The sequence below is a fragment of the Helicobacter vulpis genome (assembly GCF_003660395.1).
GTDB lineage: Bacteria > Campylobacterota > Campylobacteria > Campylobacterales > Helicobacteraceae > Helicobacter > Helicobacter vulpis.
This window is the reverse complement of the sequence record NZ_QXQT01000014.1, coordinates 18,690-41,508: the sequence shown is the minus strand read 5'-3', so window position 1 is coordinate 41,508 and position 22,819 is coordinate 18,690. Positions and strand designations below refer to the sequence as shown.

Sequence of the window (22,819 nt, the reverse complement as noted above, 5' to 3'; positions counted from 1 at the left end):
TGCTTGATTACCGGTTAGCCATTATAGCGCATTTGAGCCTTAAGTGTCCTAAAAATAAAAATAAAGTAAACGAAAATTTAACGACTACCACACCTTTAAAGGATTATATAAACTATCCCTCTCCACAGGAATAAAGCGCGCGTCCTTGATTTGGGCGATCAAGTCCTCTTTGGCTATCCCTCCAGCACTTTGTGCGCCCCCAGCAGATTGAATCTTTTCTACCCCAATGGTGCCATCTAGATCGTCTGCGCCAAATTCTTGAGCCACTAGGGCTAGATTGAGCCCCAAAGTCGCCCAATACGCCTTGATATGGGGGATGTTTTGCAAGACAATGCGCGCGATGGCAATTGTCTTTAAAATCTCCACCGCGCTAGGGCTGCGTGCCACCTTGAGAAAATTATGTTCTCTTTGATAGAGTAGAGGGATAAAGGCGTTAAACCCGCCCTTTTTCTCTAGGGCGTTAGGGCTTTGGGCGGCTTTGAGACGCAACATGTGATCTAAGCGATCCTGCTTGCTTTCAACATGCCCAAAGAGCATGGTCGCGTTGCTCATTCTGCCCAAAGAGTGCCAATATTGGTGGATTTCTAGCCACCTTTTTGAACTCACCTTGCCCCCACAAATGCGCTTTCTAACCCTCTCATCAAAGATCTCCGCCCCGCCCCCGGGCATAGAATCCACGCCCGCTTCTAACATGTCCTCTAGCACTTCTTGATAGGGCTTGTCAAATTTGGTGCTTAAAAAATGCACCTCCGCAGCCGTCATCGCTTTTAAATGCAAATGGGGCATGCGCGCCTTGATGAGTCTAAAGAGCTCCAAATACCACTCATAGGTGTAATTAGGGTTGTGCGCGCTCACCACATGCACCTCTTTAATGCCATTTTCATAGGCTTGGGCGATCTGCTCTAAAATCTCTCCATGTCCCATTTCATAGGGATTAGGGTTTTTACGGCTGGCTGAAAAAGCGCAAAACTTGCAACTATCCGCGCAAATATTGCTAGGATTGAGATGGCGGTTGGTGTTGAAAAAGACTTGATCGCCATGAAAACGGCTGCGAATCCCATGCGCGGCTTCGCCCAACGCATAGAGATCGTAATCGTATAGCCTTGCCAGACTAGAAGCGTCTAAATCCTGTGCCTCTAGGGCTTGTGTGAGTAAATCCATTCATCCTCCAGTTTGATAAAATGCGCGCTCAGAAATTTGATAAGCCCCGCTCCAAAGATTCTTTTCAGGCTTGTTAGCCACCGCCTGCTTGAGCGCACCTAGCATGCGCGCGCGCTCCGTACTCAAAATCGCCTCTTTGGCGTTCACGCTATCTTGATAGTACAAACAGGGGAACAAAGTCCCATCTGCGCTCAGGCGCACGCGGTTACAACTCTTGCAAAAATCCTCCTTATGGGGCGCGATGATCCCAAATTGGTAGCCATTTTCTAGGGTGTAAATTTGTGCCGGTCCTAGCTCTTTTTGGGGCGCGCCCACAATGGCATAGCGCGTCTGGATGATCTCTAAAATCTGTGCCGCGCTCAAGCCCTGTAAGCGCGCGCTCGCATGGGTGTTCTCCATAAACTCAATGTAGCGAATCTGCGCGCCCTTTTCTTGGGCGAATTCTAAGAGGTCTAAAATCTCATCAGAGTTGATCCCCTTGAGGGCGACCATGTTGAATTTGAGTATTAAACCCGCTTGCAACGCCGCTTCAATGCCCCTTAAAACAGCCCCCAACGCGTCCTTTTTAGAGATTTGCACCACGCGCTCAGGTTTGAGCGAATCCAGGGAGATATTCACCCGACTCAAGCCCGCCTCTTTGAGCGCGTGGGCGTGTTTTTCTAGTAGAAACGCGTTAGTGGTGAGCACCAATAAAACCTTAGGGTTGTAGGCATGCAAATTTGCAATAAAGGGCACTAAATCCTTGCGCAACAAGGGTTCGCCTCCAGTCAGACGGATTTTCTCAATCCCCTCATCTATGGCAACTTTTAAGAACTCTAGCATGCGATCTAGGGCGATCACATCTTCATGAGGGCTAAAATCTAGGGGGGTGGTGGGCATGCAATAGGCGCACCTAAAATTGCATTGTTTGGTGAGCGAAACTCTAAGGTAAGTGATTTGTCGCCCAAAACCATCTACTAACATCGCTTACTCTTTCTGTCGTTTTTCTTAAAATAGCAAATTTGGGCTGAATCAGAGCGGATCAGCCAAAGTTTTAATCGGACATGCTAGGCTAGAAAAATGAAAAATACCTTGCCCTTTGTAACCTTTATACAGACTTTAAGAAAGAGCAATCGCACTCTGGATTTTTTTGTAGCTTGGGATAAATGCGTGGCACACAGGACTCAAGTGCGCCTTGCATGCAACCACCTGAACCAATTGCTAGGTGTGCGTGCCCAGGAGTTGCCCACAAAGGTGATGGCATTATTTCAAGAGTGTCCCCAAGCTTTTCATGTCCTACCCTTATTGCTAGCCATTAGAGACCCTTTAGAGATCGTATTAAGTCCCACACAGCAAGAATTGCGCATACAAGATTACTTGCAAAGTCCACAGGGTATTTGCGATCTTTTGCAAGAGAGTGGACTTTTAAAACTATTGAGTGCAGGACAGATACGCGATCTAAACGACTTTGTTTTAGGGATTGAAGTAGGACTAGATAGCAATGCGCGTAAAAATCGTAGCGGCACTTTGATGGAGGCATATATAGCGCATGCCTTTGAACAAGCGCATTTAAATTTTAAAGAACAAGTGAGCGTAAAGGAGTTTGAGGATTTGCACCGCAGTTTTGGCAAGGACATTAAAAAGTTTGACTTTGTGGTCTTTGGAACACAGCGCACCTATTTTATGGAGTGTAATTTTTACAGCAGTGGGGGGAGTAAACTCAATGAGGTCGCTAGGGCTTACCAAGAACTCGCCCCGCGTTTTGAAGCGCACGCGCAAAAACGCTTTATTTGGATCACGGATGGACAGGGATGGCTGAGTGCCAAAAACAAACTTGAGGAAGCCTATCAAAGTGTGTGCATCTATAACTTAAGCCAACTGGATAGTTTAATAGACGAGTTACGCCATGCTTAAACCTATTTTTGTGAGTGAAGATTTGAAATTCACGCTTTATCATCAGGATTGTAGGGAGGTTTTGGCGCGCATGGAGGGGTGTTTTGATTTGATCTTTGCCGATCCGCCCTACTTTCTCTCCAATGGTGGCTTGACTATTGAGAGTGGTAAAATTGTGAGCGTGAATAAGGGGGCATGGGATCGCGCACAGGGCATAGAAGCCATCCATGCTTTTAATTTGGAGTGGATCGCTCTAGCTAAACGCGCGCTCAAACCCACAGGCACAATTTGTATCAGCGCCACCCAGCACAACCTCTTTTCTCTAGGGCTAGCCTTGCAAACTCTAGGCTTTAAACTCCTAAACACGATCACTTGGCATAAGAGCAACCCCCCGCCCAATTTCTCATGCCGCACGCTGGTGCACGCTAGCGAGCAAATCCTATGGGCTAGAAAAAGCCCCAAGCATGCCCATATCTTCAATTACGCGCGCATGAAAGCGTTCAATCAAGGCAAGCAAATGCGCGATGTGTGGACTTTGAGCGCCATCGCCCCTTGGGAAAAGCATTTGGGCAAGCACCCGACCCAAAAGCCCTTGAGTCTGCTTTTGCGCTTGATTTTGATGGCTAGCCATGAAGATAGCTTGATTGGCGATCCCTTTAGCGGCTCTGGCACTACAGGGATTGCGGCTAACTTGCTGGGGCGATCCTTCATTGGCATCGAGCAAGAAAAAACCTTCATCGATCTTTGCGTTGCACGCAAGCAGGATTTAGACGCGCGCTTTGGCGAATTTGCACATAGGGTTAAAAAAATGGGCTTGGTTAGCCCATGATCAAGATCCCCTGCGTGATCCTCACAGGAGGCAAGAGCGCGCGCATGCGTGTGGGGGAGCAATGGCGCGATAAGGCGTTGTTGCGCTTTGGCGATCAACCCAGTCTTCTAGCCTACCAACACGCTAAGATGGCGCGCCTCTTTGAGCAAGTGTATATCAGCGCTAAAACCCCCTATGATCTGCAAGCCGCTTACATTTTAGACGCAAGCCCACACTGCTTTAACCCCCTATTAGGGATTGGGCGCGCGCTTAAAGAATTGCAACAAAGAATCTTTGTGATCCCTATAGACATGCCCCTAGTTTCAGCCCAAAGCATTTTAGCCCTCTGTGAACACTCCCAAAAAGCGGGCGTGGTGTATGCCAAGAGCGCGCGGCATTTTTACTTGCTGGGGTGTTGGCAACCCTGTGTACTAGATGCGATCGATGATGCCTTGCAAAGCAACGCGTCCATTTATGCGCTCTTAGAGCAGGTGGATAGCGTGGCTATAGAGGTTACAGATAGCTCTGAGTTTAGCAATTGTAACACCTATGCAGATTACCAACATGCCCTAAGGAGCTTGCATGGCTGAAGAAGAAAAAACCGAACTCCCCTCAGCCAAGAAAATAGAAAAGGCGCGCGAAGAGGGCAATGTCGCTAAGAGTTTGGAGGTGGTGGGGTTTTTGGGGCTGGTGGCGGGCTTTGGGGGGGTGTTTGCCTTCTTTGGGATGTGGTTGGATCGCTTTGAAAACATGTTTAGAGAAGCCTTGCATTGGATCGCCCTAGACTTCACACCCCATAATTTACACCTGCTCTCTTTGCAATTGCTCAAGGATGTGGCATGGCTTCTCTTGCCCTTTTTGTTTTTGGTGTTTGTGGCGGCGTTCTTGGGCAATGTGATACAATTTGGCTTGCTCTTTAGCCCTAAGGCGATCGTGCCCAAGTTTTCTAAAATCAACCCTATCAATGGGTTGAAAAATCTCTTTTCTCTCAAGCGGCTTTTAGATGGCTTGCTCATCACGACTAAAGTCTGTATCGCCTTTGTCTTGGGCTTTGTGGTGGTGAGTTTGTTTATCGGGGAGTTGGCTAAAATCGCGCGCATTGACATCAGAAACCAAGCCCTTTGGTTTGAACACAAAGCCCTTATGCTCATCGCGGTTTTGCTCTTTCTCTTTTTGGTTACTTCGCTGTTGGATTTTCTGCTCAAACGCCGCCAATACATTAACTCGCTCAAAATGACCAAGCAAGAAGTCAAAGACGAATACAAGCAACAAGAGGGTAATCCCGAGATCAAGGCTAAAATCAAGCAGCTCATGCTCAAAAACTCCATGAGCAAGATGATGGCAGCCATCCCTAGCGCGAATGTGGTGGTTACTAACCCCACCCACTACGCGGTCGCGCTCCGCTTTGATGAAAAAGATGTCGCCCCGGTGGTGGTGGCTAAGGGGATCGAACACTTGGCTATCCGCATTAAAGCGATCGCTAGAGAACATGATATTGAAATCATTGAAAACCCCAAACTAGCGCGCGAACTTTACAAAGAGGTGGATGTGGATGAGGTGATTCCTAAAATGCTCTTTGAGGCGGTGGCGATCGTCTTTGCCCAAGTGGCGCATATTGAGCAGATGAAAAACAAACATTAGAGTTGGTGCTTATCTAGCCAAGCTAGCAAAATCTCTAAAGCCTCTTGCTTTTCGGGCTCATCAAAGATTTTATGCCGCCCTTGTTCTAAAAGCGCTAAAGAGACCTGTTTAAACCCCTGTGCACACAAGGCATTATAAGCCTTGATCACCCCCACCCCAAAGCCCCCGCACACATCTTCTAAGCCGCTCATCAATAAGATAGGCAGGTTTTTATCCCCATAGGCATGGGCACTAAAAACCAAATGCGTGCCCTCTAGCAGACAGGCAAAGCTATTCATACTAAAAGTGAAACGGCTTGCTTTATCTGCGTGGTAGCGTTTGAGTACCTTAGGGTCTTTACACAGCCACGCGCCCCTGCGCCCAAAGGCGCGCACTTTGGGGTGCAGACTGAAAAGCACGCTTAAATTCCATCGTGGCGTGCAGTGCAGGGCGTGCAACCCCCTAGCAAGGCGCGCACACCATTTCAAGCCCCTAAAGGGGGTGGGTGTGCCTGTGAGAATGAGCGCGTCTAAACGGACATAATCATGTTGGATCAGACGGCGCGCCAAGAGTGAACCCATGCTATGCCCCAAGAGCACGCGTTTATGCTTTGGGCAGGTGGTGTGCACCACGCGCGCCAATTTGGCTAAATCCAACACGGCATGCTCAAACCCATTTTCTCCCATTTCTCCCCAAGAAATTTCATCGCTATCTTCTAACACGCTTTGCCCATGCCCGCGGTGATCGAGCACAAAGACATCATAGCCATATGTACATAGGCTAGAAGCTAGCCATGTATAGTGCTTGCGGTGCTCCACCATGCCTGTGGCGATGATCAGTGCCACATTTTTAGGGCGATTAGGCACATAATGATCGTAGTGCAAATCCAAATAGCGGGGGTGATCCGCGCTAAAGCGCGCGCTATAAACCATGGCTTAAGAAAACCTCAAGCTATGGTAACGCTTTGGGATCAAGTAGTCCTGTGTGCGCAAGGGGGCGGGATAGAGCCCATGTTGAAAACCCAAATCAAAAAGGGCATTGAGCCCTTGAATCTGTGCCTCACTCAAGCGACTTGCATTGGCATAGAGTGTTAAATAAGTGGCTAGATTGTCTGCCTGTACGCGTACTAAACCCCTTTCTATGAGCATGGTAGAGAGCAGCCCAGAGTGGGCTAAGGCTAGGTCAATGGCTTGGGTGAGTTTTTTTTCTAGGGCGATGGCTTGGATTAAGGGGATGGAGCGGCGCAGTACCATCCGCCTAAGGGCAGGGGTAATTCTGAATTAGAGAGCTCACACCACACCTCCCAAATCTCTTTTTCTACCACTAGATCCGGGTGAAAATCTAAAATACTCTCATGAATGAGCACCCCCGCGTCTACCTCCCCACTCAAGACCGCCCCCTCAATCTCTAAGAAATTTTTATAGATCACGCGCGCATGCGGGTAGTAAAGCCTAAAGAGCAAGGCGTTAGTGGTGTAACGCCCACTTAGAGCGACTTTAAAATGTTTTTTGAGCTTTTTAGAGGCTTTGCGGATGAGCTTAGGTCCATACCCCTGCCCAAAGCTAGCCGCACAGCCCAAGAGGGCGTATTGATCGGCGATGAGTGGGTAGAGCCCAAAAGAGATCGCGCTGATGTCATATGCGCCCTGCAGGGCTTGGGTGTTGAGGGTTTCAATGTCTAGGGCGTGGTGGCTAAAAGCTTTGGGCAGATCCACCCAACCAAAAGCGATCGCATAAAACATAAAAACATCGTCCGCATCCGGACTATGGGCAATACTAAGCATGGATGTTCCTAACTTTACAAGTAGGGTTTGTCGCTTACGTTCAAGATAATCTTTCCCAAGTGGTGGTAGTGGGGGTGTCCATTAAGGCAATCCCTAGCTTGGCTAGATCTTCTCGAATGCGATCGGCGCGCGCAAAATCCCTAGCCTTTTTGGCCTGCAAACGCAGGGCGATCTGGGCTTCAATATGGGTTTTAAGCGTTTGATCCACACCCAACTGGAAGTAAAGAATGGGGTCTTTACCCCCCAAACCCAGCAGCGCGTCCACAAAGGCCAAATCCTGTAACACCTGTTTGGCGTTCTGTTTGTGAGGGCTATTGAGTTGATCGTTAGCGATGTGGAGATATTCTTCTAGCACGCTCAGGGCTTTGGAGATATTCAAATCATCGCGCATGCACTCTAGCAGGGCGCTAGCAAAGGGATCGCTTGGGGGGGGCAAATCTAGAGGCGCAGTGAGTTGCAAGGCGCGCTTTTTGAGACGATAGAGCTTGTCCAAACGCTTTTTGGCCATGCGCAAATCCTCTTCGTTGAAGTGCAGAATCGCGCGGTAATGCACACCTAAGAGATAATTGCGCAAGATCTCGCCATCATAGACTTGCAAAGCGTCCTTGATGTAAAAACTATTGCCCAAACTCTTGCTCATCTTTTCGCCCAAGACATTCACAAAACCATTATGCACCCAATACTTGGCGAGTTCTTGATCAAAGGCGCAACGCGTTTGGGAGGCTTCATTTTCATGATGGGGGAAGAAGAGGTCTGATCCCCCCCCGTGGATGTCAATTTGGTAGGGTTGATTGAGATAGGCCAGATTGGCAAAGATCATCGCCGAGCATTCAATATGCCAACCGGGCCGCCCCTTGCCCAACACGCTCTCAAAGCCCAAATCATCCCCCCCCTTATAGGCCTTCCACAGCGCGAAGTCCTTTTCATGGCGTTTTTGTGGGTTGTCTTCTAAACGACTTACGCTCTCTTGGTCTAAGAAATGCGCGCTCAAAGTGCCATAGGCGCGATCGGTGCTGGTGTCTAAATAGATGTCCCCATTGCCGGTTTTATAAGCATGCCCCTTTTTTAAGAGGGCTTGGATCATCTGGGCGATGGCCTCTAAATGCGCGCTTGCCTTGGGCTCTAAATGCGCGCGTTGCACGCCCAAAGCCTGCATGTCTTCTAGATAGCTTTGCATGAAGCGCGCGCTCAGGCTATAGATGTCTAGGTGTTCTTGTTTGGCTTTGGCGATGATCTTATCATCAATGTCGGTAAAATTCTTCACCACCTGCACGGCATAACCGCTCAGTTCTAAAGTGCGTCTGAGCAGATCAAAGGCGATCGCACTTCGGGCATGCCCTAGGTGGGAATAGTCATACACTGTGGGGCCACAAATATAGATTTTGACTTGATGGTCTTGAATGGGTTGAAAAAGCACCTTTTGCTTTTGGCGGCTGTCGTAAATGTAGAGGGGTTGCATCTATGCCCTTAAGTGAAGTGATAAAATAGCGTCCATCCTTGTAAGCACCATAGAAACAAGGCCAACACAAGGGCTTCTAAAGCGAGCAAGCCCACTAGCCAGATCCCTTGCTTGAGCGCGATCATGCCCAAAAAGCGCTTAAATCCAAAAGCCCTAATGTTCAAGGCACAGAGCATGTATCCGGTCAAACTGCTTGCTAGGGCCAACCCGCGCGCTTGCAAATAGTGCATGCATACCAACGAAGCGAGCGCGCCAAACACGAGGGAAACAAGCGTGATCTTGGCTGCGCGGAGTTGTTGCCCCTGTGCGTAAAGCCATAGCGCAAAAATCTTAGACAGCCCAAAGGGCAAGAGCCCCAAGAGATACATTTCAAAGACCGCCGCGCTCTGCAGGGTGTCCTGCGCGCCAAAATGCCCATGCTCAAAGAGCAAGGCGACAATGGGCTCGCTCAACACAATCCCCCCCAAACTGGAGGCCAATAGCATAAAAGTTAAGAAATTGAACGCTGTTTGCATGTGCGCTTGGGCTTGGGCGTGTTGGCGATTCTTAAGGGCTTTGGCGATGGTGGGAAATAGGGCAGTTGAGATGGCAATGGCAAAGAGGGCTAGGGGTAATTGAAAAATGCGGTTGGCGTAGTAGAGATAGGAAATACTCCCCGCGCTCAAAAAGGAGGCTAAGAAAGTGTCCAAAAAGGCGGAGAGTTGGCTGGCTGAATTGCCCAACACACTAGGGAAGAATTGTTTAAAAAAACGGGCTAACTCCCCCTTTAGAGTGCCTTGAGTGGGGCTTTTAGCGCGCTTGAAGCCATGTTTAAAGCCCAAGTAAAACAGCTTGAAAAACCCCAGCGCATACAGGGGGTAGAAATGCGCACACACCTGCGCCACTCCGCCCCAAAGCACCCCATAGCTCAAATAGTAAACCACCTCTAAAGAAGTCCTATCCTTGCCCAAGAGCAGCCCAGCGATCATGCCCATATTGAGCAGAATCGTATGGTACGCGCTCACAAAGAAGCTATTTTTGTATTGCAATAGGGTGCTAAAAAAGGTGCTCAAGAACACCAAGAGCAAGTACCAAAAATTTAAGGCCACGATGTCTTGGGCGAGCGTGATGGTGTGTGCGCTAAAGCCAAAGGCTAGTAATTTTGTAAAAAAGAGCGCGTTAGAGTGCACAAGCGCGCACAGCACAAGAAGCAAGGCGCTAAAAATGCCCAACACGCTCAAGCTAAAACTAGCCTTATGGCGGCTGTGGATGAAGGCGGGCATAAAACTTTGGCTAAACGCCCCTTCAGCAAAGATGCGCCGAAAGAGATTGGGGAATTTGAAGGCCACAAAGAAAATATCGCTATAAACCCCGCTCCCTAAAATGGACGCGCTCAACAGATCCCGCACGAATCCGGCAATTCTAGAGCATAAAATCCCTGAACTATTGGTCAAAAAAAACTTTTTGAACACCAAAACCCCCATAAAAGGATAATTTTAGTCTAAAAAGATTAACCAGTATTGTGCTTTTAGCCGATGTGTATTAGAATACGCGAGGATGACACAAAGGAGTGCATTTTGGCAGGTGAATTTTACTCTAAGACAGTGTTGGATTGCGCTGACATCCAATTGGAATTAGAAAAAGTCGCGCAAGCGCATGGAATGGAAGTAGAAGATATATGGTTTGACCTACTTAAGGTACACACATTGGTGCGCACAACCCCAAAGATGTCTTTAAACTTTTGGAGGAGAGAGAGGTCAAACGCATTGATGACGATGTGTTTTTTAATGATAAACAGGTAGAAGTGATTCAGCGCTATGACATCTGCATTAGAAAGCGCTTGTTTGATTACTTTTTCAATTTAGAACTCTCTAAAGAGGGCGATGAACTCTATGTGATCTTTGAGAGTCCTTTTGTGATTGTAGAAGATGAGGGGTTGTTTAAAGAAATTTGCACCTCCATAGAAGGCACAATGGCACACCAAAAGATTTTATTGCGCCAAATGGAAGCCCAGCATGCCAGCCTGCGCAAGGAAATTGAGCGTTGCATGAAATTGGGGTTACACCCAGAGAGAATCTTGCTCAAACGCGCTCTGTATCGTCCTAACAAACAAGGGCATGTGAATTTCATCTTGAAAAAAGTTTGGGAAGAAAAGAACGCCCAAAAGGCCCCAGCCAATTCGATCTTTGGGGCGGGCGTGGGGGATGCGGTCTTGGAGTATGTCAAGCCCATTGCCGGGGCCAGTGGGCCCAATCTCTTGGGGCAATTTGTTAAGGTGAAGGAGGAAAAGCCCATCCCGCCCGTCTTTGAATGTAACAGCGATGCTTTCGAGCTCAAAGAAGGCCCCCAGAAGATGGTCTATTTTTCTAAGATTGCGCAGTATGTGGCTGTGGTGGGCAATGCGCTAAAGAGTTTCACTAAAGATAGTTACATTGAGATGAAAAGTACCAATACACCCATGTTCTTAGGGGGGGTGCAAAATGGCATGGTGCTCCGCATTGGGGCTAAAAACGAGATCGATAATGCCATTGAGAGCAATTTGCGCATCGAAGCTGGAGAAATCCATGTTAAGGGTAATGTGGGCAAAAATGTCAATTTAGTGGCTAAAAAGGTGATCGTAGAGGGGCAATTGCACAATGATAGCAGTGTGGAAGCCGATGAAATCTTTGTTAACAACAATAAGGGCACTTGTCGGGGCAATAAGGTGATTTGCAAATACGCTGACAGAGGTACGATTATCGCCCAAACTTGCGAGATCGACGCGGGCAGTGGGTCGCAGATCTTTGCTCGAGAAATTAGCATGCAACAACTCAAATCCAATAACACCTTTTATTTTTCTAGCAAATGTGTCGTGGATCACATCGATGGGAGTGAAAACACCTTTTGCTTTTCTGCCTTTGCGGATCCCCAAAGCAAACGTATTCTAGAAGAAACTAAGGACGAGATGGCCATTTACAAAGAGAAAGCCCAAAAGGTGATGACCCAATACCAAAAACTCAATTTCTTCTTACAACAAAACCAAGCCACCATTGATAAGATCAAGAGCGCGGACGCAGCCACACGCAAACTCTTGATGGAAGACGAGTCGATCCAGCGCACGTATTACGATTTTATGGATTGCCTGCGCCGCATTAAGATTTTGCGCCTCTATGTGCTTAAGATTCAAGAGCTCAATCGGGGGTTCTTGGATCGCTTGGTTTCTTTGGAGTCTAATATGCGCGGTACGCGGTTGTTCGCCAAAGGCGCATGGACAGCTTTCAACACCATTACATGCAATCGCCTCTACACGGGGCGCAGCAACCAGAGTTTACAGACAGAAAGCGGGGAGATGGTAGATTTTAAACTAGATGGGGTTTCTCTAGTGCGCGCCAAACGGCAAGTGAGCTTTGAGGATGGCGCGTGATCGTGGGGCTTGTGGGGAATGTAGAGGGGATAGAACCCACCTTTATCACTCTGAATGTCAGCGGAGTGATCTATGGGGTGCATGTGAGCTTGCGCGCTAGCGCGCTCTTGCAAGAGGGGCAGGAGGCACGTTTATACACCACTTGCATTTTTAAAGAGGACGCGCACGATCTCTATGGATTTTTACAACCAGAAGAGCGCGCGCTTTTTGAACGCCTGCTAAAGATCAATGGCGTGGGGGCTAGGGTTGCCTTGAGCGTGCTCTCCCTATATGGCGCGCCAGAATTTGGCGCTTTGTTGAAAGCTCATGATCTCAGGGGTTTACAAAAGGTGCCCGGGGTGGGAAAGAAATTAGCCGGCAAGATCATGCTAGATTTGGAAGGGTATTTAGCCTTTGGCATAGCCCCTAACCCCCACGCCACAGAGGCGGCATTGGCTTTAGAGAGTTTGGGTTTTAAAAGCGATGTGGTGCATAAAGTCTGTGCGGGCTTGCCCGCAGGGCTCAACACCCAAGAAATCATCAAACAAGCATTGCAACAATTGAGGTGAATATGCAAGCATGGCATGCACAATCATGGCGTAATTTTCCCATTTTACAACAACCAGACTATCCCGACTTAAGGGCTTTAGAAGCGGTGGAAAAAACCCTTAGAAGTTACCCGCCCCTGGTCTTTGCTAAGGAAATCCGTACCTTGAAAGAGGCGCTCAAAGAGGCCGCTCAGGGCAGGGCGTTTTTATTGCAGGGGGGGGATTGCGCCGAGAGTTTTGAGGCTTTTAGCGCGGATGGGATTAGGGACCTCTTCAAGGTCATTTTACAAATGAGTGTGGTCTTGGCCTTTGGGGGGCGTTGTCCGGTGATCAAAGTGGGGCGCATTGCCGGGCAATTTGCCAAACCCAGAAGCCAAGAGAGCGAGCGCGTGGGGGGGGTGGAGGTCCCCATTTATCGGGGCGATATGGTCAACAGTATGGACACCAATGCGCGCCAAGCCGATCCCCAAAGACTGCTACAGGGCTACCACCAAAGCGCGGCTACGTTGAATTTATTGCGCGCCTTTGCTAAGGGGGGCTTGGCGGATTTGGCCGAGATCCACCGCTGGAATTTAGATTTCGTAAAAAACAATAGCTTTGGCCAGCAATACGAGGCCTTGGCCATGCAAATCACCCAAGCTCTAGATTTCATGCAAGCCTGCGGGGTGGCCAATTTGCCCACTCTAAAAGAGACAGATTTTTACACCAGCCACGAGGCATTATTGCTCCACTACGAAGAGGCCCTAACGCGTCAAGATAGTTTGACCTCTAAATGGTATGGCTGTTCTGCACACATGCTCTGGATTGGGGAGCGCACTAGAGGGTTGGATCAAGCCCATGTAGAGTTTTTAAGGGGAGTGGATAACCCCATTGGGGTAAAGATTGGTCCTAATAGCACCTTAGAACAGCTCTTAGGGCTTTGCAAGGCACTCAACCCCTATAACCAGCCCGGGCGCTTGAGTTTTATTGTACGCATGGGTCCCCAATTGCGCGCCAAATTTCCCCCCCTTTTGAAGGGCATTTTAGAGGCGCGCCAAGCCATCGTATGGGTGTGCGACCCCATGCATGGCAACACCATCAAGACCAAAACGGGGGTTAAGACGCGATCCTTTGCGCATATTTTGCACGAGGTCAAGGAATTTTTTGCTATCCAACACGCCCAAGGGGGTTGTGTGGGGGGGATTCACTTGGAGATGACCGGACGCGATGTTACAGAGTGCATTGGGGGTTCGCAAGCCATCACAGAAGACGCACTAGAATCCAATTACCACACCCAGTGCGACCCTAGGCTCAACGCCACCCAAGCCCTTGAATTGGCGTTCTTGTTGGCAGACATGTTGAAAACCAATAGTAAAACGGCGCATCATTAGGGTTTTTGGTTACCAACCGCACGCTAAAGCCCTAGCTTTAGCTATGGGGATATAAGGCTAGCATTAGTAGCCTTGTGCTAATATCTGCCCTGCAATCAAGGGGTTATACCCTTGGGGTTGGGGCATCAACCTTTGGAATTGTGTCAAAGTACCCATAGAGATTATCATTTAAAGGACTTGGTATGCGTTGGTGGTTACTGGCTGGGGTGGTGGTTTTGTTCTTAAACGCGTGTGCAGAGACAAAGGCGCAGATCTTAGAGGATGAAAAAGACTACAAGCCCTCTGAAAAGACGATCTGGCAACCCGAACAAAAGTAGCCCTAGGGGGTGGGGCCTAGCAAATCGGCTTGCTTGGCGTTGGCGCAGTCGCGCTTAAAGGTTTTGGTCATGACATTGATCTTGAGCGCGGAATGGAAGGCTTCTTGACAACGTCTGAGCATCTTGGCGCGTTCATGAGGGTGGTCGCGGTAATGTTCTACAGAATGGGGGAAGCTCATGTGAAACTCCATAGGGGGCAAACGCTCACTTGGACTCCCCTCGCATTCACTGCTACAATAGCCGCTTTGGGCGTGCGCGCCCACCAATAGCAAACTCAAAAGAACCCATCGCATCGCAATCCTTTCTCTTATTCTAAACTTAAGTACTTAACCAGTAGCCAACGACTTCCCCAGTAAAGCGCGATCACCTTGCTACTCTCTAAGAGCCAAAACCATACCATCGCGCGCGTTTCTAAAAAAGGGAGGCTCAAGTAAAACTCTAAATAGCCATAATCTAGACTTTGTTGGTAGAATTGGTAGAGCCAGCGTGTAGGGATGTCCAAGATTACACTCAAGAGGATAAAGAGGGCTAACCCCGTGAGTTTGGGCAAGGACTTGAGCTTAAAGGCATGCAACACACTCAGTACCAAGAGAATTTTCAAATACAACAGGGCAAAGAAGAGCAATAAAATAAAGGCGTGTTTGCCAAAGCGTACGCAGTTTTGAGTCAGCGCGCTTAAAAAGGCACTGAAAAAATCTGGGCCATTGTTGAGCGCAAAAGAGAGCGCAAGGGCTAGGAGCAAAAAGAGCAAGCCTAGCACGATCCAAAAGAGATTGATGGCCAGTTTAGGCAATAAGATGTGATCCACATTCAAGGGCAAACTCCAAGTCAAATATGCCTCTTGACCAAAGAGCTTTTCAAACAAGGATCGCAAAAAAGCCAAAGTCAGACACAGGGCTAAAACACAACTCCCTAGAAAAACCAACACCCCGCCTAACAGCTCTAAAGCCAGCCAGTCTGCGCTAATCAACACCATACAGCCACATAAAAATACCTGCGTGCCCACAATGCTAGGGTAACTCTCTAAAAAATCATGTTTAAAAATGCGCTTCATTGCATGCATTCCTTGTAGAGAGATTCTAAATTCAGGTCCGCTTGATCTTTGAGCTGGTGGCAGGCCACAAAGCGCCCCGCCTTTAAAAACAGCGCGATGTCTAAATGCGCTCGCACGTCATGTACTAAATGTGTGGAGAGCAAAATACTAGCCTGTGCACACTGCTCTAAAATGAGTTCTAAGATTTGCGCACGCGCTAAGGGGTCTACCCCACTCAAGGGTTCATCAAAGAGGAATAATTGCGCTTTGCGCGCCAAGATGAGCAAGAGTTGGAATTTCTCTTGCGTGCCTTTGGAAAGCCGTTTGAAGGGGGTTTTCAAAGGAATATGAAAGCGTTCTAAAAGACTCAAAGCGCGCTGAGGCTCAAAATCGCTAAAAAAGTCGCTAAAAAAACCCAACATCTCTTGAGCACTGGCATGGGGGGGCATGTAGCTGTATTCGGGAAGATAGGCCACGTACTGCTTAGTTTCTACCCCTATGTTTTGATTGGCGATTAGAGCCTGCCCCTCATAGCACACACACATGCCCGCTAGAATCTTCAATAAAGTGCTCTTGCCCGCCCCATTGGGCCCCAAAAGCCCGATCACCTTGCCCGCAGGGAGTTCAATATTGAGCTGATCTAGGGCCTTGTGCTTGCCATAGGATTTACTCAGATTATTCAGGCGAATCATCAGTAAGAAAACTTGGTAAAGAGTACGAGCGAAGAATTGCCAATATTGCTCACCACTTTAGAGGAATAAGAATAGACATAGCCAATGCCCGCATCTAGGATCATCTTTTTATACTGCCACACTTTGTAATTGGTCATGAGAGAATACTCCTGATAAATGCCATAAGCTAACATCAAATCTACCCTAACTTTGCTAGTTTTCATGCCCCCAAAGAGATAGCCCGTGTAAGTGTCGTTAGCAAAGTAGATCGCAGGTACACCTACGGAGTTGATCCCCCGTCCATAGAATTTACTCTTGTCATCAAAGGACCAAAAAAAGCCCCTTTGCCCGGAAGCGGGCACGCCATAAAACCCCAAGCCAAAGTTAAAGATTTTATACACGAAAGTTTGATCCACCCAAAATAACCCCCCCTGGGCTTCTTGTTTAACCCCCCCAGTGGCCCCGTATTGGTAGATGCCATGCACGATTGTATAAGACTTAAAATTTCTAGGCAAATCGCGCTCATACTGCGCCTTAAAGCCCAATTGGAAGAGAGTGCCCATGGCTGGCTGGGGGAGCTTGGTATCAGCGAGCAAAAAAGGGGAGATTTGCATGCCCTTGTCATTATTATAATCCATGCCAAAGGCCACCACTTCGCCCCCCACATACTTTTTCTTAGAAACCGGATCGTAGGAGGCAAGCGCGTTGATGCTTGTGGCAATTCTGGGGCCTTGTAAGTCATTGCCTTGATAGCCATTATAAAGCATCGAATCCATGAAAATGCCCCAGTATTTGAAGTCATTGCGGTGGATAAACAAGCTCCCACCCTGAATATTGCCCTGAATCCAATCAAAATCTACAAAATTGGTGTTAAAGCGCCCCATGGCAAATTTAAGCCGCTGGGTGTCAAATTTGACATACGCGTCCGAAATATCCCCCATGCTCAAGTAGGGGCGCATGTTACTCTCCACACTCCCCAAGACATTACCCACACTCACAATGGGCTGGAAACGTTTGTTGCGGCTATAGACATTCCACGCCCCAATGGCCCCAATCCCAAAAGCCCAACCATTGTTGAAGGAAAAATTCGTCCCCACGCGCGCGTCAAAGCCCACATAGCTATGCGGACGGTGCTCAAAGCCTTGGTTGTAGATCATCCCCAAATACCCAAAAGGATCCATGACAATCTCTGCCCCCATCAAGGGCAGACACCCCAATATAGCATTCGCAAAATAACGCTTTAACTTCAGCAAAATCAATTCCAAAATTTAATCTAGATGCCCCATTATACCCAAAAGATCGAGAGAGTTTAAAGGTTGTAATGTTACAACATGTGCTAAAATTCGGTTTTTAGTACAGGAAATTAGATGAGTTTTAAAGAAAAGATTGCGTTGATGTTGATCGCCGTGTTGGCGGTGAGCTTCATGGCATTTGGCGTATTTATCGAGCGGTTTGCAAATAAAATCGTGGTAGAGAACACCCAAGAACACCTGCTTGAGATTGTCAAGACCAATGTCAATTGGATCGTGGCATGGAATCAAAACACCCGGAAATTATTTGATGTCGGTGCTCAAGAAATCCGCGATCACTGGGTGGATAGCCCCACATTGGATACAAAAGCCCTCATCAAAACACTCAAATACGTTGCCAAAACCCTAGGCGCTTTAAACACATATGTAGGGACAGAGGATGGGGGTATGTACTCTAGTTTGATGGCTACCCCAAAGGGCTATGACCCCAGAGTGCGCGACTGGTACAAGAATGTGCGCGCGCAACAAAAGACCATTGTTTCTGAGATTTATAAAGATGCCTACACCGGTAAATTGGTTATTTCTTATTCCACGCCCTTAATTGTCAAGGGGAAGTTTTTGGGGGTGATCAGCACAGATATTGATTTAAACTTTTTTGAAATGCATGTCCAGAGAATCAAGTTTGGCGATGGGGGCGGGCTGGACTTGATTGACAGCAGCGGGCTGGTGCTAGGCTCTAATAAGCTCAAAGCGGGGGTTGGGTTGTCCGATGAGACCTCTTTTTTAAGAGACGTTGCGCCCAAGATTTTAAACTCCAAAGAGGGGACAATCCACAGCGATAAGGAACATCATAAATTTGTACTTGTTTACACCACAGTACCCGGCCATGATTGGAAAGTGATCGCGCGCATCCCTACTGAAGTCGCGTTTAAAAGTATCTCTAAATTGCGCACGCTCATGCTTGTGATCTCCCTTTTGGCACTTTTCATCACCCTGAGCGTGATGCTCTCTTGGATTTACTATCTCATGCGCCCCTTGGATCGCTTAAAACGCTTGAGTATGGACCTCACAGCCGGGGATAGGGATTTGACTAAGCGCCTTCCTTGCAGTAATAGGAGTAGGCGCAATGAGATCGTAACTATTACGCGCAACATCAACGCCTTTATCGAACAGATGCAAAGCGTGATGCGCCATTTTAAAGAAATCAGCAGCCAGCGTGCTAAGGTTTCTGCTGCCCTTGTAGAAAGTACGGCCAATGTGCACACCAATACGGACCGTGCGATCGTGGTGGTTAGAAAGGCAGTGGTGCATAGCCAAACTAACATTGACACAATTTTAGAGCATGTCAAAAATGTAGAGGACAATAACCAAAAGCTCAACCAGACCGGTGAGTATTTGGGCACTGCACACGACAAGATGACCGAGCTCAATACCCGTTTGGAACACAACGCAACCCAGAGTATGGAATTTGCCCGTAGGCTAGAAGAAACCGCCAGAGGAACGGCCAGCATTAAAGAAGTGTTGACCATTATTGATGACATCGCTGCCCAAACCAATTTGCTCGCGCTCAATGCCGCCATTGAAGCGGCACGCGCGGGCGAGCATGGGCGCGGCTTTGCGGTGGTGGCTGACGAAGTGCGCAAATTGGCTGAGAAAACCCAAAGCAGTTTGACCAGCATTGATGCGACCATCAACGAGATGGTACAGGGTGTACAAGACATCAACCACCATTTGGGGGAAAATGCTCAAGAACTTAGCCAGACTGCAAAATTGGCCACCAGTGTGCAGGACATGATGCAACAGAGCGTGCATGGAATCGAGCAGGTCATCGAATGCGCGCATCAAGACACACAGAGTTTACAGGAAGTGGTGCAAAATAGCCACAATATTAACAAGGAAATCGAAGAAATCAACACTCTGGCATATTCAGAGCAAAAGGATGTCCAAAATATGCGCAACAACCAATCTTCTCTAGACGATCTCTACAGCACCTTGGGTGAAGAAATCGATCAATTTAAGGCTTAAAATGTGGACAAGGATACTTATCGCATTGTTGTGGCTTGCTCTCCCTGTACATGCCCTGGATTATTTCCAGTCTTTAGATCAGGTGAAGCGGTGGTCTAATGACTTTGTGCGCCAACAGGGTTATAAAACTCTAGGAGGCGACAATTACAATCTTTACTCTAAGGCTACCGGGAAGAGTTTTAGCGTCCAGAATCAAAACTACATGTTGCTCTATGTGATCAACACCACTGAGGGAAACACCCGCCCCCCCGTGGTGTGTACGGGCATTCTCTTCAAAGAGAAACTCTACAAGGGCTTTTGTTTGGGTGGTTTTGACAACTTGGACATGCAAAACACTAAGGACACCTTGTTGCTCAAGCTCATCGCAACCGGGACGCACACGCCCACGGCCAACACCAGCGCACAAACCCTCTTGGTCTTTAAAAACATAGAGGGCACTTTCTACTTGGTGCGCTACGCCAAGCAGGCTTTGGATAACGCGCTTTTCCCAGCAGGGGCTCCTAAGACTTTCTACGAACAAGAGAGCTCCACCTACGCCATGAGCGATGTCAATGACAAATTATTAGAGAAATTGCAACACAAACCCAGCAGTACTAGCGCGCGCCCTTCTAGAGAAGTTTGCCTTGGAGAAAATGCGGACTCTAACCCCTGTGATCCCAAGGTGAAAACCAAAACAGAAGACCTGCTCTCTTTTCAAGCGGGCGCGGATCGCTACAGCTTTAGCAAAAGAATCACCTATGTAGATAACCCTGAAGATTCTAACTCCGTCTGTGTGTTGACGCGCCACAATGGCAAATTGCTCAGTAGAACCCTTTGTATCCATCAAGGGCAGGTGGATTTGGCCTATAAATTCCCCTATCTGACCTTTGAGATGGGGCATTACGACCCTTCTGAGGACAATATCTATACTAAACTCTATGTAACCTTTAAGCTGGTGGACAACACCTTTTACCTGCACCAATTCAGCCAACAATTCTTCAGAGAGGCAGATAATGGGGATAGGCAGGTGGTACGCACCTTGATTTTTTACCGCCAAAGCAGGGACGATCCTAGAAAACGCCATTTGCTGTCTTTAGACAGCTTGGAGCCCGGTTTTACCCAAAAATTGCAAACGCAATGTTTTGAGAAAGGTTATTGTGTGTATTGACAAGCCCTGCTTTGGAGGGCAGTTAGCGCGCGGTTGGTTTTCTTAGATTAGAGTGCGCGCATGCTAGATGCCTTGTATAAGTTTTTGATCTTCATGTTAGTGGGGGTGTGCTCCATGGTTGCCAAACCTCATATTTACATCTTAGCCACGGGGGGTACGATTGCAGGGAGCTCTGAAAGCGCGCTGAGTAGTGCTTATAAATCTGGGTCGCTGAGTGTGGATAGTTTGCTGGGTGCTATCCCCCAAGCTAAAAAGTTGGCTAATCTCAAAGCCGAACAGATAAGCAACATCGGCTCTCAAGAGATGAATGATGCCGTATGGCTTAAATTAGCTAAACGCGTGCAAGCCCTGTTATCAAAAAAAGATGTGGATGGGGTGGTGATCACGCATGGCACGGATACGATGGAGGAGACCGCCTATTTTCTAAATCTTGTGATCAAAAGCCATAAACCCATTGTGATGGTGGGCGCGATGCGCAACGCGGATTCTCTAAGCGCAGATGGACCGCTCAATCTCTACAACGCGATCGCCGTGGCTAGCGATGTACAATCTAAGGGCAAGGGGGTGTTGGTGGTGATGGACGATGCCATCCATGCCGCCAGAGAAGTGAGCAAGACCAACACCACAGGCGTAGACACTTTTAAATCCCCCAACAGCGGCCCCCTAGGCCATGTCCTCTATGGGCATGTACGCTTTTACATGCAGGCTTTGCGCAAGCATACTTTAGAGAGCGCGTTTGACATCGCTCAGATACATGACCTGCCCCGTGTGGACATTATCTATAGCCATGCCAACGATCATGCAGACTTGATACAGAGCGTGCTCCAACATGGAGCAAAAGGGATTGTGAGCGCAGGGATGGGCAATGGCAATCTCTACCCCTCTGTATTGGAAGCACTGGCTAATGCGGTTAAAAAGGGCGTGGTTGTGGTGCGTTCTAGCCGTGTGGGGAGTGGGTTTATCACGCGCCCCGGGGAGATTGATGATTCTCAATACGGCTTTATCAGCGGGGATAACCTCAACCCCCAAAAGGCGCGAGTGCTGTTGATGCTTGCTCTAAGTCAACATGCCAATCGCCAAAGAATTCAAGATTATTTCGACACACATTAGGCTATTAAGATTTTTGGCGTATACTTTTAAAGAATTTTCTACAAAGGGTGATATGTGTCTATCAAACGTCTATTAAAAGTTTCTCTGTTGTCTGTAAGTCTATGCGCGTCTTTGCAAGCCAGCAAACCCAAGCCCATAAATCCGCAGGATTTGATCAAAAAGGCCCTGGAGGCTAACTTGATGCCCATGCCCACGGGCAAGGCTTTGGACAAGTATCTCAAGGACAAGGTACATAATTTAGGAGTCTCTTATAAGGGGGCTGTGCTCACAAAAGCCCAAGTGGAATTGGGCAAGATGCTGTTTTTAGACCCTAGAATTTCTACTTCCTACCTCATCTCTTGCAACACCTGCCACAATTTGGGCATGGCCGGGGTGGATATGGTTTCGCGCGCGGTGGGCGAGGGGTGGAAGCCCAACCCGCACTTCTTAAATTCCCCCACGGTGTATAACTCTGTGTTTAACGCCGTGCAGTTTTGGGATGGGCGCGCCGCGCACCTAGACGAACAGGCCAAGGGGCCTATTAGCAATCCGGTAGAAATGAACGCCGATCCTAAAGTCGTGGTGGCTAAGATCAACTCTATGCCCGGCTACGTGAAAGCCTTCAAACGCGCCTATGGCAACCATATTAAAATTGATTTTAATCTCATCACGGACACTATCGCCATGTTTGAAGCCACACTCAACACCCCTAGCCGTTTTGACGACTTCTTACGCGGGAATGTCAAGGCATTGAGCCTCAAGGAACAAGAAGGTTTGGCACTCTTTCTAGAAAAGGGGTGTACAGGTTGCCACAATGGGATCAACTTGGGCGGAACAATGCAACCTTTCCAAGTGGCTGCTCCCTATGAATTTGCCAATGTGGGGGACTTCAAGGGCAATAAAGACGGGTTGATCAAAGTCCCTACTTTGCGCAATATCTTAGAAACCATGCCCTATTTCCACAATGGGCAGTATTGGGATATTAAAGACGCGATCAAGGCGATGGGCGCGGTACAATTAGGAATCCATATTAGCGATGCAGACGCACAAAAGATTGCCACTTTCTTTGGCGCGCTCACGGGTAAAAAACCCACCCTTGTCTACCCCCATCTCCCCACCATTACGGATAACACGCCTAAACCACAGGGGATTATGGAAAAAGACATGCCTTCTGCTAAACCTACGCCCGCTAAGGCAACTCCAGCACCAGAAAAGCCAAGCCCAGCCAAGCCTGCCCCAGCCAAATCCTAGCTTAAGCGCAAAAGCGCGCACATTAGGTTATAATGTGCGCTTTTAATCCAAAGG

General features: G+C 48.2%; 21 protein-coding genes and 1 pseudogene. 12 read left to right on the top strand and 10 right to left on the bottom strand.

Going from position 1 to position 22,819, the window contains the following annotated elements; genetic code table 11:
- Positions 1 to 84 precede the first annotated feature (84 nt).
- Positions 85 to 1,161, bottom strand: coding sequence for an aminofutalosine synthase MqnE (gene mqnE / locus EAO38_RS05930; RefSeq protein ID WP_121022028.1), 1,077 nt, complete (start codon positions 1,159 to 1,161; stop codon positions 85 to 87).
- Positions 1,162 to 2,124, bottom strand: coding sequence for a GTP 3',8-cyclase MoaA (moaA, locus tag EAO38_RS05925; protein WP_121022026.1), 963 nt, complete (start codon positions 2,122 to 2,124; stop codon positions 1,162 to 1,164). It lies immediately after the preceding gene.
- A gap of 96 nt (positions 2,125 to 2,220) precedes the next feature.
- On the opposite strand from moaA, the gene EAO38_RS05920 reads away from it, so the two are divergent.
- The 4 genes from EAO38_RS05920 to flhB are packed head-to-tail and all read left to right on the top strand — an operon-like array spanning position 2,221 to position 5,482.
- Positions 2,221 to 3,054 (top strand): type II restriction endonuclease, encoded by an 834-nt coding sequence (locus EAO38_RS05920; RefSeq protein WP_121022024.1) that lies wholly within the window; start codon positions 2,221 to 2,223, stop codon positions 3,052 to 3,054.
- Positions 3,047 to 3,862 (top strand): DNA-methyltransferase, encoded by an 816-nt coding sequence (locus EAO38_RS05915; protein ID WP_121022022.1) that lies wholly within the window; start codon positions 3,047 to 3,049, stop codon positions 3,860 to 3,862. The genes EAO38_RS05920 and EAO38_RS05915 overlap by 8 nt, the downstream gene beginning before the upstream one ends.
- Complete coding sequence (locus tag EAO38_RS05910; RefSeq protein WP_121022020.1) at positions 3,859 to 4,431, top strand: NTP transferase domain-containing protein; 573 nt, start codon at positions 3,859 to 3,861, stop codon at positions 4,429 to 4,431. The genes EAO38_RS05915 and EAO38_RS05910 overlap by 4 nt, the downstream gene beginning before the upstream one ends.
- Positions 4,424 to 5,482 carry a flagellar biosynthesis protein FlhB gene (gene flhB / locus EAO38_RS05905; RefSeq protein ID WP_121022018.1) on the top strand — a complete coding sequence of 353 codons (1,059 nt, stop codon included), beginning with the start codon at positions 4,424 to 4,426 and terminating at the stop codon, positions 5,480 to 5,482. The genes EAO38_RS05910 and flhB overlap by 8 nt, the downstream gene beginning before the upstream one ends.
- On the opposite strand, the gene EAO38_RS05900 is transcribed toward flhB, so the two are convergent.
- The 4 genes and pseudogenes from EAO38_RS05900 to murJ all read right to left on the bottom strand — a co-directional run bounded on the left by EAO38_RS05900 (position 5,479) and on the right by murJ (position 10,154).
- Positions 5,479 to 6,393: an alpha/beta fold hydrolase gene (locus EAO38_RS05900; protein ID WP_121022016.1), complete on the bottom strand. Its 915-nt coding sequence runs from the start codon at positions 6,391 to 6,393 to the stop codon at positions 5,479 to 5,481. The two genes, flhB and EAO38_RS05900, sit on opposite strands and share 4 nt — an antisense overlap.
- Positions 6,394 to 6,396: 3 nt before the next feature.
- Positions 6,397 to 7,244, bottom strand: a pseudogene (locus tag EAO38_RS05895) (menaquinone biosynthesis family protein).
- A 40-nt stretch (positions 7,245 to 7,284) separates the two neighbouring features.
- Positions 7,285 to 8,703 carry a cysteine--tRNA ligase gene (gene cysS / locus EAO38_RS05890; protein ID WP_121022014.1) on the bottom strand — a complete coding sequence of 473 codons (1,419 nt, stop codon included), beginning with the start codon at positions 8,701 to 8,703 and terminating at the stop codon, positions 7,285 to 7,287.
- A gap of 8 nt (positions 8,704 to 8,711) precedes the next feature.
- Entirely contained in the window at positions 8,712 to 10,154 is a 1,443-nt protein-coding gene (murJ, locus tag EAO38_RS05885) for a murein biosynthesis integral membrane protein MurJ (RefSeq protein ID WP_162982700.1), read from the bottom strand.
- A 269-nt stretch (positions 10,155 to 10,423) separates the two neighbouring features.
- Here murJ and EAO38_RS05880 point away from each other — a divergent pair, with 269 nt between their 5' ends.
- From EAO38_RS05880 to EAO38_RS09365, 4 genes are all read left to right on the top strand, one after another.
- Entirely contained in the window at positions 10,424 to 12,085 is a 1,662-nt protein-coding gene (locus EAO38_RS05880; protein WP_235852538.1) for a DUF342 domain-containing protein, read from the top strand.
- Positions 12,082 to 12,633: a Holliday junction branch migration protein RuvA gene (ruvA, locus tag EAO38_RS05875; RefSeq protein WP_121022009.1), complete on the top strand. Its 552-nt coding sequence runs from the start codon at positions 12,082 to 12,084 to the stop codon at positions 12,631 to 12,633. Before EAO38_RS05880 ends, ruvA begins: the two co-directional genes overlap by 4 nt.
- Positions 12,634 to 12,635: 2 nt before the next feature.
- Positions 12,636 to 13,982 carry a class II 3-deoxy-7-phosphoheptulonate synthase gene (locus EAO38_RS05870; RefSeq protein ID WP_205588358.1) on the top strand — a complete coding sequence of 449 codons (1,347 nt, stop codon included), beginning with the start codon at positions 12,636 to 12,638 and terminating at the stop codon, positions 13,980 to 13,982.
- A 182-nt stretch (positions 13,983 to 14,164) separates the two neighbouring features.
- A complete protein-coding gene (locus EAO38_RS09365; protein ID WP_268877823.1) occupies positions 14,165 to 14,299 on the top strand; it encodes a hypothetical protein in 135 nt (44 codons plus the stop codon).
- A 2-nt stretch (positions 14,300 to 14,301) separates the two neighbouring features.
- Here EAO38_RS09365 and EAO38_RS05865 read toward each other — a convergent pair whose 3' ends face one another.
- From EAO38_RS05865 to EAO38_RS05850, 4 genes are read right to left on the bottom strand one after another with little or no spacing between them, the layout of a single operon-like run.
- Positions 14,302 to 14,592 (bottom strand): hypothetical protein, encoded by a 291-nt coding sequence (locus EAO38_RS05865; RefSeq protein WP_121022005.1) that lies wholly within the window; start codon positions 14,590 to 14,592, stop codon positions 14,302 to 14,304.
- Positions 14,593 to 14,606: 14 nt separating this feature from the next.
- Positions 14,607 to 15,353 carry a hypothetical protein gene (locus EAO38_RS05860; protein ID WP_121022003.1) on the bottom strand — a complete coding sequence of 249 codons (747 nt, stop codon included), beginning with the start codon at positions 15,351 to 15,353 and terminating at the stop codon, positions 14,607 to 14,609.
- Positions 15,350 to 16,027 carry an ABC transporter ATP-binding protein gene (locus tag EAO38_RS05855; RefSeq protein WP_162982702.1) on the bottom strand — a complete coding sequence of 226 codons (678 nt, stop codon included), beginning with the start codon at positions 16,025 to 16,027 and terminating at the stop codon, positions 15,350 to 15,352. Before EAO38_RS05855 ends, EAO38_RS05860 begins: the two co-directional genes overlap by 4 nt.
- A complete protein-coding gene (locus EAO38_RS05850; protein ID WP_235852537.1) occupies positions 16,024 to 17,184 on the bottom strand; it encodes a hypothetical protein in 1,161 nt (386 codons plus the stop codon). The genes EAO38_RS05855 and EAO38_RS05850 overlap by 4 nt, the downstream gene beginning before the upstream one ends.
- Before the next feature lie 186 nt (positions 17,185 to 17,370).
- On the opposite strand from EAO38_RS05850, the gene EAO38_RS05845 reads away from it, so the two are divergent.
- The 4 genes from EAO38_RS05845 (at position 17,371) to EAO38_RS05830 (ending at position 22,765) form a co-directional block, all read left to right on the top strand.
- Positions 17,371 to 19,278, top strand: a complete 1,908-nt coding sequence (locus EAO38_RS05845) for a methyl-accepting chemotaxis protein (RefSeq protein WP_121021999.1) — start codon at positions 17,371 to 17,373, stop codon at positions 19,276 to 19,278.
- A 28-nt stretch (positions 19,279 to 19,306) separates the two neighbouring features.
- A complete protein-coding gene (locus EAO38_RS05840) occupies positions 19,307 to 20,425 on the top strand; it encodes a hypothetical protein (protein WP_162982699.1) in 1,119 nt (372 codons plus the stop codon).
- 93 nt (positions 20,426 to 20,518) lie between these two features.
- Positions 20,519 to 21,535 carry a type II asparaginase gene (locus EAO38_RS05835; RefSeq protein ID WP_121022047.1) on the top strand — a complete coding sequence of 339 codons (1,017 nt, stop codon included), beginning with the start codon at positions 20,519 to 20,521 and terminating at the stop codon, positions 21,533 to 21,535.
- A gap of 180 nt (positions 21,536 to 21,715) precedes the next feature.
- On the top strand, positions 21,716 to 22,765 hold the full coding sequence (locus tag EAO38_RS05830) for a cytochrome-c peroxidase (RefSeq protein ID WP_121022045.1): 1,050 nt from the start codon (positions 21,716 to 21,718) through the stop codon (positions 22,763 to 22,765).
- Positions 22,766 to 22,819: the final 54 nt, after the last annotated feature.